This is a genomic window from Flavobacterium sp. AK-345 (assembly GCF_058310175.1).
Genome location: NZ_JBZEER010000001.1, coordinates 498,030 through 514,090 on the forward strand (window position 1 = coordinate 498,030; position 16,061 = coordinate 514,090).

The window sequence follows — 16,061 nt, forward strand, 5'->3', positions numbered from 1 at the left end:
TCGACTGATCAAATTTCTATAAATTTTATGGAAGATTTGAAGAGATTGGCTTATTTTTATTTAGATATACTTTTTTAATTATCGCAGAACGAACCAATTTGCTTTAAATGCCTTTCGGTCTGGTATTTATTAAAGTTGTCCCATTTTGGAGCAGTACTTGTTTTTTGTCCGTACATAGCATCCAGGCAAATGTTGTTGTCCTTGTATTTGTCATGTAAAACAGCCAAAATTTTAAAGAAAAATTCATCCAGCATGATGATGGCTTCAAATTCTGATTTTAGGGTACTGTAATTAGAATCTGAAGGATTTAATAGCTGCAGTAAATTTAAAAGCTCTTTCTTTTCTTCTTCATTGATTTCAGTGGCATAACCCGTTTTTAAGGTTTTAAAGACCAGATTATTCCATGCTTTGCTGTCATGTCCCCATTGCACATCAGGCAGGTTCAGGGAATGTTCGCAAATTAGAATAATAGAAAAAAGAACATCATTTAAATACTCCGCCGGGAATTCATCAAAGCTTCTGAATTCGAAACCGCTCTGGTACATTTTTTCCTGATTAAAGTCAAGCCCCACTTCCGAAAGCATTTCATATTCCATGTCAGCTTCAATCTGATCACGCCACCAGATATTTTCTTCTTTTGTAAATTTCAGTAGTTTTCTAAAATTGTCTACCTTATAGGTTAGGATTTTACCTTTTGGCATTGATTTGTTATAAGTCCCAACACCTATGTAACGGGACATGGCATTTCGCATTGAACCCAAAGTGAATTTTTTATCTAAGCTGTATTTATCACTTATCACGCCCATAATATCAGGGCTTCCGAGCGTGGATATGAAAAAAGGCTCAAACCACTGTAATAGGTAAATGGCGTTAGCATGTGTTTTTTCAAAATCATTATAATCCACAATTCTGCTATCTTCTGTTAATGACGGTAAGGTGATATGAAAATGGTAGGTTCCGTTATTGAACAAAACCAGGTTTTCCTGATTGGTCATAAACATATTAAGGCCGTTGTTGTAATCCGGAAAATTTAATTTTCCGTTTAACACAGACGATTCGTTGATTTTATCCAAAAACAGTTTTTTGGTCGCTTTCAATTCTTTGCAGGAATCAGTAATTGTTCTGTTTTCAAAATATTTGGTTACAAATTCAATAGAATCACCATCAAAATGCACCGATCCCATCGTTTTGTTTCTTTGGGTAATCATACTCTGAATGTTGTATGGCTGATCTTCAAGGAAAAGTTCCATGATCGATTTGCCCAGATATTCCGGATTTTCAATCGGTTCTGCGATTATCTCACCGGCTTCCGTATCGATTACTGTTTTTACTGGCGATAATGTCTTGTGCTGATAATTGATATCGAGCTTTTCCAGCGAATGACTGTTCATCATTCGACTTACTTTATAGTTTTCAGTCAGGTTAAAAGCTTTTTTCAGCATAGGAGCCAGGCTTTCGGGTTTATAGCATTTTCTGTAATCAATACTATATTTCTCAAAGCCAATTTTTTCTTGTATAAATTCACCAGAAACTATTAGGGGTTCTTCAAACTGCATGTAGGTTTCGTTTTCCAATCCTATTCCCCAATAATATTTTTTTGTCTGATTGTCTTTCATTTATACTTACTTTCTTTTTTAAGGTTATTTTAATTTATAAAGTCATTTTTATTCACAAATACAAATTCAATCTGTTAAAACCAGAGACAAGAAACCTATAACGGATTAAGCATATTGTTGCCTCCATTATAAAAGTTTTCGTTTACTTTTAAAAATATAGGAATTTATATTTTAGATTTTTTGCAATTTTATCGACTGAAACATCAATTTAGAAGTAAAATTTTATGATAAGGTTATAAAATTACTTTCGTTATCAATCACTTTTGTATCAATAATTTAGGCAAGAGAATAGCTAAATCACAACTTTTGCTGTTCTTGTTTTTTCTAAGTTGCAAAAATAGTTTTTTATTATCGTATTTCCAAGTAGTTATCTCGTTGATAATCAATATTTTTTTAGAATGTTTAACGATATGGCGAATTGCGTTTTTATTCGTGATAATAAAACACATACGAGGAATACAAATCATCATTCCACCAGTCTTTTCTCACCTCCGAAAAGTAATTGTAATTCAGTTTTCCTGCCTGCGACTGCAGCGGATATACGACAACGCCATTTTCGCGGTACGCTTTATGCAGCTCAGTTTCGGGAACCACGGGAACAATGTGTCCGGAGAGACCTTTTTCTCTTCTCTTGGCGCAAATTATTCCAATTCCGCCATTGGCATTTACCTTCTGCTGGATTTCTTCAGCTGTAAACATTTTTTCCCATCCAAAATTTGGTCCCCATTCTAAAAACCAGTCGTGTATGGCACTGGAATAGATACGGTCTACGGTTTGTTCAAAAATAGCTTCTACATCTTGTCCCTGTATAATTTTTTCAAGGGATTCGGGAGTCCACCAAACGGTTGGAAGATATACTTTAGCAAAATAGCAATAATCATAAGAGTATACATTGCAATAGGTGTCTTCTACAGTTCTTTGATATCTAAGATTGGTTTCAACGTCCAGTTTATCAATTATTCGGGCAATACTTTCTTTTTTACTCGCTGTATCTGTCAGGTCCCTGTAAGGAATGGAAGAATCCATTATTGGTTTTTCTTTCATTTCCATAGAATCCAGCCGCGATTGCAGATCTGGTAACAAATTGGCTTTCTTAATTTGAATATTCGATAGTGTATGATCATCTAAAGGTAACGATGCTACTGTTACAGTATGTTTTTTCATCTTGACTGCTTAAAATTAATTGACCTGACGCTGCTAAATTGATTAATTATACAGCGAAATTTGATTAGCCAGCGGGTAAATGTAAGGATTTTAAGTTGCTAAAGAGTTTTAGAAAAAGACAAATTACAGAAAATTGTGTGATTATTTTAATTGTTTTGCCCTTTTAAACACAAAAAAGCATACCATTTAGTATGCCTTTTGCTTTTGAAACTATGATAGATTTCGTTAATCTTTGTCCTTAATCTTTGTCCTTAATCTTTGTCCTTTTTACTTCCTCTTGGTATTTTGGTTTGGATGTCCTGTTGGTGATTGATGTAAATTCGTATCTTAGGTTGTCAGAGAATTTATTAAAATGCCTGTGTAAAGCTAATAGTTATCCGCGTACCATTTTCCTTGACATAATTCATATTATTGGACTGCCATTGGGAGATAACCGTATAATAATCTCTATTAAATAAATTTTCGACACCAAGGCGAATTGTGCTTTTTTCTTTTAAAGTATAGCTTGAAGAAAGATTAAAAGCCGTGAAAGATTTTATTGGACCTGTTCCGTATGTGTAAGCGCCATTAACAGGCTCAAATCTGTCCCTGCCGTTTGTATTTGTCATTTGTAGAAATATTGACCAGTCTTCAAGTGGTCTAAAAACAGTATAAGCTGCTATTTTTGGCGGATTTATACGATCTCCTCCTAAATATACTTTTTTATCGGTTAGTTCGCGTTTCCCTTCGGTAAAGGAATAATTTGCTCCAATATCAATTTTTGGATGAAGACTATACTTGGCTGAGAGTTCAAAGCCATAAATTTTTTCAGGTGAGCGGGAAATCTGTGGATTACCATCAACATAAACATAAGACGCGCCTAATTTTGATGTACTGTAATAAAAAGCTCCTTCGTAAGAAAGTTTAGCCAGTGATCCGGAGAATCCAAATTCATAATTATTAGCCGTAACCGCTTTTATGGATGTATTGCTAACTGTATTTTCTTTGGCAGCGCGAAGTACCAGACCTAAATCAGCTACGCTGAAACTTTGAGAGAAACTAACAAAAGGTTTAAAAAGAGCCCATTTTGTATAACGCAGCCCGGCATTAAACATAAGCGCATCAAAATCCAATGCTCCGCCCTTTACAGCAGTCCCGCCGCCTACATAAGTTCCGTTTACATAATTACGAATACCAATAGTGGTGTAATCCGGTACATCGATATTTACATTCTCAAGCCTTAAACCCGTTTTTAATACCAAGTTCGGTCCAAACATGTTTTTAAGCTGAAAATAAGGAGCAAGATTCGTCATATTCATTTCAGGAATTACCAATCTTCCATCCGTAAGATGTGTATCTGTTATATCCGAAAGAATATCCAATCCATAAGTTAAATTACCTGATATAAGAGAGCTGAATTCGTATGGTGTGTTTAAATTTAAGCGAAAACCCAGTTTCTTGCTTTGTGTTGCAGGCTGTCCGTTATTTTCAAAAAAGTCACTGTAGTTGATTAGTGTAAGATAGTCCTGAAAGTAAAGTGTTGCGTTAACATCCGTATTTCCAATTAAATTTTCACTAGTATAACTTAAACTTGCATTATGGTTATAAGGTGTTCCTTCAGGTTCCCCCGGGCGCTGTCCTCTAATTCCGGTAGTTGGCGAATCAAAATTACCGTAAATACCGGCTTTTGCTATATAATCGGTATGCTGTGTACTCTGAAAATAGTTATACATTAATTCCAGGCGGTTATTGGTATTGATATCATAACCAATTTTTGCAAAAGCATTCCAGTTTCTTAGATCATTCATTCCGTATTCCGGAGAAAGTACTCGTCCTTTCGAATCCCGATAAAGTCCCGTCTCTTCATAACGCCCACTGACTACGTAATCGAATTTCTTTATTTTTCCAGAAAAAAGCTGGGAAACAAAGAAACCGGCGGTTCCTTTAGGCTTTATAAGAGAGAAAGCTGTTCCTGCCTCTGTTGATCCGCTAATCGCTTTATCAGTATTGGCTTTTTTGGTAATATAATTAATCAAACCGCCGTCTGCACCATTACCATAAATAGCAGTTGCTCCCTTAATTACTTCTACACGCTCTAAAACAGTAGGATCAAGAGATCGCATGTCTTTGGCGCCATCTCTTAAAGGTGTACTTTGAGGAATACCGTCAATCATAACCAATACACGACGGCCTCGTAAAGTCTGTCCTAAATTCTGAGTTCTATTGGTAGTAAAACCAAGACCTGGTACGGATGCTCCCAGGATATCACTAAGATTAGAACTAATGCTTAATTGTTGCTGTATTTGTTTTTTGGATAATAAGGTAACCGAAGAAGGAACTTCATCTAAAATCTCTGCCTTCCTTGATGCGGAAACAACAATTTCCTGTAATTCATTATCAGCCGCTGGCTTATCGGTTAAAATACTATCCTGACTTTGTGGATCTGTTTTTTTATCTTTTTCTGTTTTAGTGTTTGATTTAGAAATTTGCTGTGCAGAGAGTGAACTTATAGTGAAGCACAACAGTAAAAGGAGCGTATAAATTTTCATTGGTATTATTTAGACTTAATTTAAATAGTTGCAAATATATAAAAATCAATAACAAAATCAATTGGATAATACATGCTTATTAAAGGGTGTTGGCGGGCTGGATTAAATTTTTGTTAAAAAAAACACTAACGCCGTAAATACAGAATTTCTTCAGATTTCAGGTTGAACTTTGCCTTATTAATCTTTAACAGAAAGACTTATCATTCTAATTTAATCTGTTTTCTATGAGGAAAAACTACGTTTATTTTCTATTCAACAAGCGTAATTAATAATTTCTAATCTTTTTATAAAATGTTAAAAAACTTCCTCTTTTTCCTTTTTGGTATGACTTCGATTTGTGCACAAAACACAATAAGTGATACAATTGCTGTACAAGATACCGTACCTAATTTAAAGTTCAATTACAAACAATTAATCATTCCCGGGGTTCTTTTGGGATATGGATTTATTGGTTTAGAAAGTGATCAGCTTAAGAGTTATAATTCAGAAATTAAGGAAGAAGTAAATGAGGATATTGATCATAAAGTTTCTATTGATGATTTTTCTCAGTGGGCACCTGCAGCTTCTGTTTATGCACTTAATGCTTTTGGCGTAAAAGGGAAAAATAACCTAAAAGACCGCTCTATTATTTTGGCCAGTTCTTATTTAATGATGAGCGCTTCGGTATTTGCCCTGAAAAACATTACTAAAGTTGAAAGACCAGATGGGTCTTCGAATAACTCATTTCCTTCTGGACATACTGCTACTGCTTTTGCGGGAGCCGAATTTATGTATCAGGAATATAAGGACCAATCAATTTGGTACGGAATTGCAGGATATGCAGTGGCAACAGGAACGGGACTTTTTAGAATGTATAATGACAGGCACTGGCTTACAGATGTAGTGGCGGGCGCAGGTATAGGAATATTAAGTACAAAAGCCGCTTATTGGATATATCCTTATCTGCAGAATAAGGTCTTTAAATCCTCAAAAGAAAATAAAACCACATCGATGATTATGCCTTTTTATAACGGAAAAGAATTAGGATGCAGTTTCGTAAGGCAATTTTAAAGCAGTATATAAATTAAGAATTACAAAATTAATTTCCATAGACAGATTATGTAGTCTCTCTATGGAATTTATGTTTTTATAAAACAAGAACCTGCAAACCGTTGGGAAGTATGCTTACTTTTATTTCATTTGTTTTTAAATTATACTGTTCCCCGTCAATTTGAGCATCAATGAAGATTTTGGACGGCATTTCGATTTGAATATCTTTTACTAAAAAGTGTTTTGCCTTTTCAAATTTTTCAATTGAATTTCGAAGCACATGATAACCCAGCATAATTTTTTCAAAAAAAGACAATTTCGGTATAATAATCATATCCAATAATCCGTCGTGAAGACTTGCTTTTGGAGTCAGGCTCATATTGTACCCCATTTCGTTTGAGTTAGATATGAATAACATCAAAGGATCTGTTTCTATAATTTGATCGTTAAAATGTACAATGGTTTTTTGCGGTTTAAATTCTAAGCTGGAAGATAATGCAGCCTTGATATAAGCGGGAAGTGTTCTTTTTCCTGCTCTCTCATATTTTTTTATAATCATGGCATCAATGCCGATACCCATATTGCTGAAAAAGTATTTGTGATTTAGCTGTCCCACATCCATCGCTGTTGCATTTCCTTTTTTAATGATAGCAATTGCTTTGTCAAAATTTCTGGGAATATTCAAGTTAGAGGCCAGCCCGTTTCCTGAACCTACCGGAATAATTCCTAACTTAATTGAAGTTCCCACAAGGCAAGAAGCTACTTCGTTGATGGTTCCGTCTCCGCCACAAGCAATTATATAATCGGGATTGTGTACAATAGCCGCTTTTGTGAGTACTATGGCATGCTTTTTTTGATTGGTATAATCAATTTCAATTTTATATTTTTCTTTCGGAAATTGACTTAAAAGATAGGAAGCAGACAAATTGTGTTTTCCACTTCCGGATATAGGATTGATTATAAAATGAATGTAAATCATTATTTTAAAAGTTTATTGGTAAAAAGAAAATCGGCAGTCTGGTACCATGAAATAGTTTCTTCTAAAAATGATTGATCGATAGTAAGAGCTTTAAGACTATTGTCTTTTTTGTTCCACGAGTAAAAGGCTTGTTTCTTCTGATCTGATAAAATCATTACCTTTTCCTTTTTCATCAAAACCAATTTGCGATACGTTCCCATTAATGCCCTTTGTTCAAAACGGTTATCCAAAACATTTTTTCCAAAAAAATCAGATTCATAGTTCCAGTGAAACAAAGAAAAAAGGGTAGGCCACAGGTCGATTTGCGAACACTGTTTGGCTATTTTTTGATTCTGATTCTCTGGTAAATTCACAATGAAGGCTGGAATATGGTAATTGGCAACATCTATTTCATCTTTTCCGGCGCTGCTGGCGCAATGGTCTGCAATGATTACAAATACTGTGTTTTTAAACCAGGGTTTTGTTTTGGCTTTTTTGAATAATTCTTTCAAGGCAAAATCGGTGTATTTTACCGCTCCTTCACGGCTTGTTCCCGATGGAATATCAATCTTTCCCGAAGGATAAGTAAAAGGCCTGTGATTGGAAGTTGTCATTACAAAATTAAAAAATGGCTTTCCGGCTTTGTATTGTAAATCAGCCACTTTTAGCATTTTATTGAAAATGTCCTGATCACAAATTCCCCACGCATTCTCAAAAGTAACTTCGTTATCATTAATATTATGACGCACGGTTTTAATTTCGTCGCTCAAAACACTTCCTCGTCCACGATCATAAATCGTAAATCCGTTGCCTCCAAAATAGGCATTCATATTATCAAAGTAACCGTCTCCGCCATAGAAAAAATTACAATCGTATTTTCTGGATTTAAAAACATTAGAAACCGTATATAGATTTTGGTTATTAGGTCTTTTTACAATGCTCTGGCCCGGCGTGGGAGGAATACATAAAGTAACGGCCTCCATGCCTCGAACCGTTCTGGTTCCCGTGGCATATAAATCCTCAAAAAAGATACTTTTTTGGGCGAGACTGTCCAGAAATGGAGTTATGTTTTCCTTATTTCCAAACTCCTTAAGAAAACTTCCGCTCAGGCTTTCGACCAAAATAAAAACGACATTTTTGTTTTTAAGAGAAGCAGTACTGTCTGTTATTTTTCTATGAATAGAATAATCACTTTTAAAATAAACAGCATTATCAGCTGCCAGTTTCTTTCTTATAACACCAAAAGCTTTGTCATTATGAATTGAAGTATAGAAGTCAACATATTTCATCTGGTTGTTTCTAAAAGCGGCAAAAAAGGAATAAATTCCTGATTTTGAAATTTCAGAATTATAGCGGTTTGTAGACCATTCCGCCTGATTATTTCTAATAAAGAAACCAAAAAAAAGAGCCACAATAATGGATGAGGATAAAACTGAAAGTCTGGTTTTTAAAGTTGATTTTGAAGTAAAAGTTGTTGTAAAAGCTTTTTGCTGATAAAAAAGAAACAGAAATGCTGCACTTAGCAGTAAAACCCCGCCAATTAGCAAAGGAAGCGGATAAGACTGTTTGATATTGGCTACTACTTCATGCGTATAGATAAGATAATCAACGGCTATAAAATTAAATCTGGTTTTAAATTCATCCCAAAATGTCAATTCGGCAAAAAAAGTAAATACAAGAATAAAGACCGTGAGTGATGTGAAAAAATAAATAAGGATTTTATCTAATATCGAGCCAATCCATTTATTGGGCATTAGACTATAATAAAATATACTGCAGAGTGAAATGAAAGTAACAGTACCAAAATCAAAAAACAAACCTGTAAACAATGTTCTTAAAATAGTGATCAAATTCCACGAAACTTCATCATATTGCCATATGAAAAAAACAACTCTCAGAAATTGTGAAAGAATTAAGAACCAGAGAATGAAATGAAACAACAGCGAATACCTGCCGTATTTTGATGGTAGTTTATACATAATGTTGAATATTGAAAGGCAAATTTTATAACCTAATTCTGAATTTATTTTGAATTTTGGTTTTTATTGGGAAATCAGAATTTATAACTGTAGCCAAAGCGAACTACTTGTGTCTCATAGTAATCCTTGCTAGTGTAGCGGAAACCTTCACCCTGAATTTCTTTTTTTATTACCAGTGTATTGAAGATATCGGTCGCATTTATGAATACTTCGCCTTTTCCTTTCTGCACACTCTTTTTTACACCAAGATCAGTAGAAAAGCGAGAGTCAATTTTTCCCTGTGGAATAATGTCCGGTGCCAGATAAACCATAGAAACCTGTCCGGAAAGTGTTTTGTTAAATTGAAAAGTATTATTCCATTTTACATTACCCGAAGTAATTTCCTGAAGACTTCCGCTATAAGTTGACGCAACTGGATATAAATTGGTAACCGTAAAAGCGTCTATTGTATTTTTATATAAATTTCCATTCAGATTAAAAGAATACCAAGGCGTAATTTCTTTTGCAAAGACAAGCTCAATGCCAAAAGAAGAGCTTTCCATAGCATTTTGAAAAACATTATAAATAATAGCACTGCTGGGAACAGTTGTTGCAATTCGGGTAATTGTACCGTTTACAACCCGGTAATAAAGTGAACCTAAAAAATAACCTTTTTTTAAATCGGTTTTATAACCCACTTCAAAAGCACTTGTGTACTGCGGACGAAGGGCAGGATTTCCTACTTTAATAATTTCAGCATCATCGTATTTAGGAAAAATACGAATATCGACTTCATTAGGCCTGTCAACACGGCGGTTGTAAAAAGCGGTAAATTTATTTTTATCATCTATTTTGTAAGCAAGCTTAACACTCGGAAAAGGTTCTGTATAATTATAACCGTCACTTTTATAAGTAGGGTGATTGGGGTTTACCTCATACTTTAGCTGTACATATTCATAACGCAGTCCCAACTCAGCTTCAATTCTTTCTGTTTCATAAATATAGTTTCCATAAACAGCAGGAATGATTTCTTTATAAGTGGCCCAACCACCTGCATTGGCATCGATAGGGGAGTTTTCGCCCGGAAAAAACTGCATGTTGGTTGGAATTTCCCGATTTCTAAATTTAATTCCCGTTTCAAAATGACCGTATTTTAAAGGCTGAACATAATCTAAATTTAAGTCGATTACTTTTTCATCTGAAAGTAATTTAAAGGCATCTTGTCCTGTAGAAGCTGGCAGAATATTATCAAAGAAATATTTTTCATCTTCCTGATGGTACGTGTAATTAATTCCCGCATTTAATTTTCGCCCAGCTTGTCTAAATTTATGCTGGTAAGAAGCGCTTGCCATCACGGTTGTCTTAAGCTCATCTTCTAAAAATTGCCATAAGCGCAAACGCTGAGAATAATCTTGGTTAAAAAAAGGCTCATCTCCGTGATCGATAATTTTTTCGCTTCCAAATAATCCGGAAAATGAAAAAGTGTTTTTGTCGTTATAATTCCAGTCGATTCCGGTTTTAATAGTGGTAAAATGCGTGTCGCGATTTCGTTTGGTTTGCTGGTTAATTATGGTGCCATCATCATAGGTTCTGGTTACAAACTCATTTTTGTTTAGGGTTTCAGTATACAGATAATCGGCTTGTAAATAAGTGTTTACTTTATTTTTTCTGTAATTTAAAGACAGGCTCGGATTGATTTTTGGCGTCATGTGATATTGATCCCTGATCGTGGGAAGATTTGCCTTACGCTCCCACAACGCGCCATAACCCGAACTGATTCCAATTTTACCATTTAAGCCATCCTGCTTATTTTTTTTATAGATGATATTGATGATTCCGGCATTTCCGTTTGCATCATATTTCGAAGAAGGATTATTGATGATTTCAATTTTTTCGATGGCAGAAGCAGGAATATTATCGAGTCCCGACTGATTTCCAAATCCTGTTAGTGCAGTTTGCTTCCCGTCAATTAAGATGGTAACTTTATCATTTCCTCTTAACTGTACTTTTCCATTCTGAACGGTAACACCGGGCAGATTTTGCATAGACTGCAGAACAGAGCCTCCGCTTTGCGTAATATTATCGGCAACTGCAAACACTTTTTTATCCATTGTAACAGGATTTTTTTGCATGTTGGAGCTTACCGTTACTTCAGATAAAGTATTGATGTCTTCTTCAAGCTCGACAGTTCCAAGATCCAGATAATCAGAAAGACTGCCAACAAATACGGACTTTGATTTTGTTTTAAAACCAATTGAAGTTACTTCCAGCGTAAAATTTCCTGAATTTACTCCTGTTATGGTAAAGCGTCCATCTTCGCCGCTAACGGTTCCGAAGAAAATTTTAGAATCTTTTGAAGATTTTAAAACAACATTGGCGTAAGGTATCGCAACTTTGGATTTACTATCGGTAATAATTCCCGAAAGAATTACTGTTTTTTTCTGGGCAGATAATTGCATTACGGCTATTAGCAGAAAAGAGAAGAGCAGTAGTGTTTTTGATTTCATTTGTACTATTTAAAAAAAAGAATAGTACAAAGCTCAAAAGTGATTCTGTAGGAAGTTTGAATTTTTAGAAAATCACCTCAAAAATATGCAGATTTTCAGTAAAAGAATAACGGATATCCCAATGGTTAATTTCGCAGATTTTTTTGATAATTGCCAGTCCAAGTCCATTTCCCTGAGACGACGGATTTACTTTTGAAAAACGATTAAAGATACTCTGCGCTCCCAGCGGTGTTTCCTGACCAGTATTGACAAATTTAAGCGAGTTATTCTCTATTATAATATCTATTACACCATTTTTCACATTGTGACGAATGGCATTTAGAAATAAATTATTAAGCAGCACTTCTGTCAGGGCAATATTTCCTTTTGTTCTTAGAATATTTTTAAAATGCGTATTGATTTTTACATTTTTGGCTTGTGCCTGTTCAATGAAGAAATCAAGATTTTTATCAATATATTCATTTAAAATAATGGTTTCCTGTTCCAGATAAATTTCATTATCAATTTTAGAAAGTAATAAAAGGTTTTTATTCAGTCTGTTCAATCTTGAAACATCCTTATTAAGAGATCCTACTAAGGCAGATTGTTCGCGGGTTAAGTCCAATTGCTGCAGCGTGTCAATTTTAGTCTGAAATAAAGCTAAAGGGGTCTGAAGTTCATGAGCTGCATTTTCCACAAATTCTCTTTGACTTTTATAAATAATAATGTTTTTTTCTATTAAGCGCTCCAGACTTTTATTAAGCCTGTCAAATTCATCAATATCTGTTGCAATAAATTGCGGCGAATTATTTTTATCAATTTCAAACTCCTCAATCTGGCTCAGTGTATTATAGAAAGGTTTCCAGATTTGTGCAGCCGATTTTTTGGATATCCAGATAATCCCTGTCAGCAGGATAATGATTATAAAAAGGAACATAAACGCAACGCTAATGACCATTCCTTCCATTTCTACCAGATTACGCTTTTCTATATAAGTATACTTTTTTCCGTTTATTTCTACCGGGGCATAAAGTATGCGAAAAGGCTCTTTTTCATTGGCTATGGCTTCAAAAATCATCTCACCAACGATGGAATCTTTGGTTACGCCCATATCGGGCACAATAGTAACATTGTGATTGTATTTGTTCCATGCCGCAATGTCAGCAGCTTTATAATTGCTATGGCTCTCATTTACAAAAGCCCCTTTATGAAAAAGCAGTACTTCATCTGTTTCATAAATGTAGAGCCATTGGCAGGTATAATAAAATACCGGCGCTGCTATTAAAAGTATAACAACAGCATAAATAAGAAAACTGTTGGTTGTTTTAAGAAGTAGTTTTTTATTGCTCATTTTCCCATTTGTATCCTAAGCCGTATACTGTTTTTATATAATCTCCGCTGCCGGCCTGAGTTAGTTTCTTTTTAAGATTTTTGATATGGGCATATATAAAATCATGATTGTCCAGCATATCTGCCATATCACCGGAAAGATGTTCTGCAATGGCAGATTTTGATAATACTTTATTTTCGTTGCCAATTAAAAACAAAAGTAAATCTAATTCTTTTTTGGTAAGATCCAGTTTTATATCATTTACAGCTACTGTTTTGGAGAAAATATCGACCGCAATTTCATTAAAGACAACACTATTGCTTCCTTTAAAATTTTTACGACGTATAAGCGCCTGCATGCGAACCAATAATTCAGCCAGATGAAAAGGTTTAGTCAAATAATCGTCAGCGCCCAGATTAAATCCCTCCAAACGCGTTTCAAGATTTTCTTTTGCCGAGATAATAATTACGCCTTCGGTTTTATTTTTGGCTTTTAACTCTTTTAAAATATCAAAACCATCACCATCCGGCAGCATAAGATCCAATAAGATACAGTCATAATCATAACTGTCTATTTTGGTGAGTGCCAAATTATAGTTTTCGGCGGTTTCGCATTGAATGCCGTTTGTTTTAAAGTAGTCTTTGATGCTTTGCGCAATTTCGCGCTCATCTTCAATAATAAGAATTTTCATGCTGCAATTTACAAATGAATTCTGAAGAAAAACTGAATAAAAGGGTTCTTAATTAAAATTTAATAATCCTAAAATGTTTTAAAATAGCAGATTGTAAAATTCTTACCATCGTATGAAGGGGCTATAAAAGATGTCGATTTATTTTGTTCACCATGAAATAATTTTCTTGAAATATAGGGATTCATCCAGTAGGCAATTTTGGTACTCAGAATTCCAATTCCTGCACCTGCGGCTACATCTGTAAGCCAGTGCCTGTTGTTGTACATTCGAAATATCCCAGTACCTGCAGCCACCGCATACCCCGCCACGCCGTACCATATGGATTTGTCTTTATATTCCTGATATAAAAATTCAGCGCCTGCAAAAGCGATAGCGGTATGACCAGAAGGAAATGAATTGTTGGAAGATCCATCCGGACGTTCTACATTAGTAACCGACTTCAAAGCAAAAACAGATCCAACGGTTATGATTGTTGAAGTCGCCAGAATTACAGATCGGTCCCGCATATTATTTTTTCCCTTGACCCCAAACGCATTAAGCGCATAAACAGAAACAGCAGGAACATATCTTGAAAAATCATCTATTGTAACCTTTTGATCAATGTCCTCTGTAAATTCGTCACGGATTTGAAAGTTGAAACTTTTTATCTGGCCGCTTTCAGCTCCCCAAAAACCATATCCTATTAAAACTCCCGGAATGATAAGCTGTTTGTAATTAAACCTGATATTTTTAACGGTATCATTTATTATAGAATCCGTTGGAGAGGCATTTTGCCCTAAAGTAGAGTAGGATAAAAACTGTAAAATAACAAGGATAATTATTTTTCTCATCAAATGATTGGTTTGTTGTTGCTAATATACATTGATCAGTCTTTATTAAAGGTATTATTATTTTTAAGTCAATACAAAATATAAGGTAGAAATTTAATTATAATATTACACGTAAGATTATTTCATTAAATAAGTATAATATTTACCCGAAAACATTAAAAAGAAAAGATCAGAATTAAAGTACTGCCAATAGTCTCTAACCGCAATCGCAGAGATTTTGGCAAATTGAAATTTCATTTTTTACGAAGAAATTATGATTTTATTTTGGATGTCCCGTTGGGGATTGATAAAAACTCATAAGATCGCTCCATGCTTCGAACTTAATTTGATAGTTATTGATTTATTGTGTTTTCTGTTTTTAGAATCCCCTAGTGCCCACGATTCTGCAATAAAGCTTATATAACTGAGTATATCTTAAAAAATCGCCTTTATGTTTTGTGGTAAAATTTGAGGCAACTCCAGTAATACGAGAAATTATTTAAGTAACAATAGTTTAATATTCTCTAAAACTAGTTTAGGCTCGTCAAGTTGGATAAAATGTCCAGAATTTACTGTGGTAATATGTGTAAAATCAGTTACTCCGACCTTTAGAGATTGGTGGGCATCATACCACTGTTGTTTTGATGCGGCATCATTTTGGGCATCAATTTTCATACTTGTCAGTATAATGGTTGGAACATCAGGTAAATTAGGCAAAACTTCCATATATTTAAAATCTTCAATTAATTGCAGAGTTTCCAGTGCTATGCCTGAATTTGCGCCGTAAGTAATTTTATAATTATTATAAAATGTATTTAGTTCGTCTTGCGAAATATGATTTTTTTTTTCGTGAGAAGAATCAACGAATAATAATCCTGCAACTTTTGCAGGATTTTTTATTGCATAATCTCTAATAATCATTCCTCCTAGTGAATGACCTACAAGGACTACTTTTCTGCCTTTTGCAAATTGATCAATAACTGTTTCAAGCTCACTTCTTAATTTATTAATATCTCTGGGCTCAGTATTGAATTCTGATTTCCCATAACCGGCTCTATCGTATAGTAAAACGTCAGAATCTAAAAAATCAGCGATAGATAAAATCTCAGAAGATTTTCCGCTGCTGTACCAGGACGTGTGATCATTACCATGCCCGGATTCAAAAACAACCAGATATTTTGAGTTTTTAGCTACTGTATAGGCCATGAGTTTATGAGTTCCTAAATTCACTGTAGTTCCCGGATATTCGGCAGTACTATTTTTATCATCATCGGAACAAGAAGTAAAAATAAAAGCAGAAATAGTGAGTATAAAAGTACATAATAATGTAACGTTTGTGGTTTTGTTTGGATTTAATTTCCAGGATGCTTTTGTAAAAATCATGTGTGTATTTTTTAGTAAATAGAACACAAATATTGCTATAATTTAGCCATTATAGGTTCTGATTTATGAATCAGAACCTATTTAAAATAAGCTGCAAAGCCACTATCAC

General features: G+C 34.4%; 11 protein-coding genes. 1 reads left to right on the plus strand and 10 read right to left on the minus strand.

Going from position 1 to position 16,061, the window contains the following annotated elements:
- Positions 1 to 74: 74 nt before the first annotated feature.
- From AC4FQ3_RS02305 to AC4FQ3_RS02315, 3 genes are all read right to left on the minus strand, one after another.
- Positions 75 to 1,616, minus strand: a complete 1,542-nt coding sequence (locus AC4FQ3_RS02305; protein WP_073394100.1) for a hypothetical protein — start codon at positions 1,614 to 1,616, stop codon at positions 75 to 77.
- Between the two features lie 426 nt (positions 1,617 to 2,042).
- Complete coding sequence (locus AC4FQ3_RS02310) at positions 2,043 to 2,780, minus strand: hypothetical protein (RefSeq protein ID WP_491180716.1); 738 nt, start codon at positions 2,778 to 2,780, stop codon at positions 2,043 to 2,045.
- A gap of 347 nt (positions 2,781 to 3,127) precedes the next feature.
- Entirely contained in the window at positions 3,128 to 5,308 is a 2,181-nt protein-coding gene (locus AC4FQ3_RS02315; protein WP_491180717.1) for a TonB-dependent receptor, read from the minus strand.
- 291 nt (positions 5,309 to 5,599) lie between these two features.
- Here AC4FQ3_RS02315 and AC4FQ3_RS02320 point away from each other — a divergent pair, with 291 nt between their 5' ends.
- Positions 5,600 to 6,358: a phosphatase PAP2 family protein gene (locus AC4FQ3_RS02320; protein ID WP_491180718.1), complete on the plus strand. Its 759-nt coding sequence runs from the start codon at positions 5,600 to 5,602 to the stop codon at positions 6,356 to 6,358.
- 76 nt (positions 6,359 to 6,434) lie between these two features.
- On the opposite strand, the gene AC4FQ3_RS02325 is transcribed toward AC4FQ3_RS02320, so the two are convergent.
- From AC4FQ3_RS02325 to AC4FQ3_RS02355, 7 genes are all read right to left on the minus strand, one after another.
- Positions 6,435 to 7,316: a diacylglycerol/lipid kinase family protein gene (locus tag AC4FQ3_RS02325; RefSeq protein ID WP_491180719.1), complete on the minus strand. Its 882-nt coding sequence runs from the start codon at positions 7,314 to 7,316 to the stop codon at positions 6,435 to 6,437.
- Positions 7,316 to 9,274 carry an LTA synthase family protein gene (locus AC4FQ3_RS02330; RefSeq protein ID WP_491180720.1) on the minus strand — a complete coding sequence of 653 codons (1,959 nt, stop codon included), beginning with the start codon at positions 9,272 to 9,274 and terminating at the stop codon, positions 7,316 to 7,318. The genes AC4FQ3_RS02325 and AC4FQ3_RS02330 overlap by 1 nt, the downstream gene beginning before the upstream one ends.
- Before the next feature lie 74 nt (positions 9,275 to 9,348).
- A complete protein-coding gene (locus tag AC4FQ3_RS02335; protein WP_491180721.1) occupies positions 9,349 to 11,760 on the minus strand; it encodes a TonB-dependent receptor in 2,412 nt (803 codons plus the stop codon).
- A gap of 64 nt (positions 11,761 to 11,824) precedes the next feature.
- The gene (locus AC4FQ3_RS02340; protein WP_491180722.1) at positions 11,825 to 13,090 is read right to left on the minus strand and encodes a sensor histidine kinase; all 1,266 of its coding nucleotides are present in this window, start codon (positions 13,088 to 13,090) and stop codon (positions 11,825 to 11,827) included.
- Positions 13,080 to 13,760: a response regulator transcription factor gene (locus AC4FQ3_RS02345; protein WP_042567096.1), complete on the minus strand. Its 681-nt coding sequence runs from the start codon at positions 13,758 to 13,760 to the stop codon at positions 13,080 to 13,082. The genes AC4FQ3_RS02340 and AC4FQ3_RS02345 overlap by 11 nt, the downstream gene beginning before the upstream one ends.
- Before the next feature lie 68 nt (positions 13,761 to 13,828).
- Positions 13,829 to 14,590, minus strand: coding sequence for a phosphatase PAP2 family protein (locus tag AC4FQ3_RS02350; protein ID WP_491180723.1), 762 nt, complete (start codon positions 14,588 to 14,590; stop codon positions 13,829 to 13,831).
- 474 nt (positions 14,591 to 15,064) lie between these two features.
- The gene (locus AC4FQ3_RS02355) at positions 15,065 to 15,952 is read right to left on the minus strand and encodes an alpha/beta fold hydrolase (RefSeq protein ID WP_491180724.1); all 888 of its coding nucleotides are present in this window, start codon (positions 15,950 to 15,952) and stop codon (positions 15,065 to 15,067) included.
- Positions 15,953 to 16,061: the final 109 nt, after the last annotated feature.

Excerpts from the sequence above, each read along its gene's own strand:
- AC4FQ3_RS02345 (WP_042567096.1), bottom strand. The coding sequence starts at position 13,760 with ATGAAAATTCTTATTATTGAAGATGAGCGCGAAATTGCGCAAAGCATC.
- AC4FQ3_RS02310 (WP_491180716.1), bottom strand. The coding sequence starts at position 2,780 with ATGAAAAAACATACTGTAACAGTAGCATCGTTACCTTTAGATGATCAT.
- AC4FQ3_RS02335 (WP_491180721.1), bottom strand. The coding sequence starts at position 11,760 with ATGAAATCAAAAACACTACTGCTCTTCTCTTTTCTGCTAATAGCCGTA.
- AC4FQ3_RS02350 (WP_491180723.1), bottom strand. The coding sequence starts at position 14,590 with ATGAGAAAAATAATTATCCTTGTTATTTTACAGTTTTTATCCTACTCT.
- AC4FQ3_RS02330 (WP_491180720.1), bottom strand. The coding sequence starts at position 9,274 with ATGTATAAACTACCATCAAAATACGGCAGGTATTCGCTGTTGTTTCAT.
- AC4FQ3_RS02325 (WP_491180719.1), bottom strand. The coding sequence starts at position 7,316 with ATGATTTACATTCATTTTATAATCAATCCTATATCCGGAAGTGGAAAA.
- AC4FQ3_RS02315 (WP_491180717.1), bottom strand. The coding sequence starts at position 5,308 with ATGAAAATTTATACGCTCCTTTTACTGTTGTGCTTCACTATAAGTTCA.
- AC4FQ3_RS02305 (WP_073394100.1), bottom strand. The coding sequence starts at position 1,616 with ATGAAAGACAATCAGACAAAAAAATATTATTGGGGAATAGGATTGGAA.
- AC4FQ3_RS02340 (WP_491180722.1), bottom strand. The coding sequence starts at position 13,090 with ATGAGCAATAAAAAACTACTTCTTAAAACAACCAACAGTTTTCTTATT.
- AC4FQ3_RS02320 (WP_491180718.1), top strand. The coding sequence starts at position 5,600 with ATGTTAAAAAACTTCCTCTTTTTCCTTTTTGGTATGACTTCGATTTGT.
- AC4FQ3_RS02355 (WP_491180724.1), bottom strand. The coding sequence starts at position 15,952 with ATGATTTTTACAAAAGCATCCTGGAAATTAAATCCAAACAAAACCACA.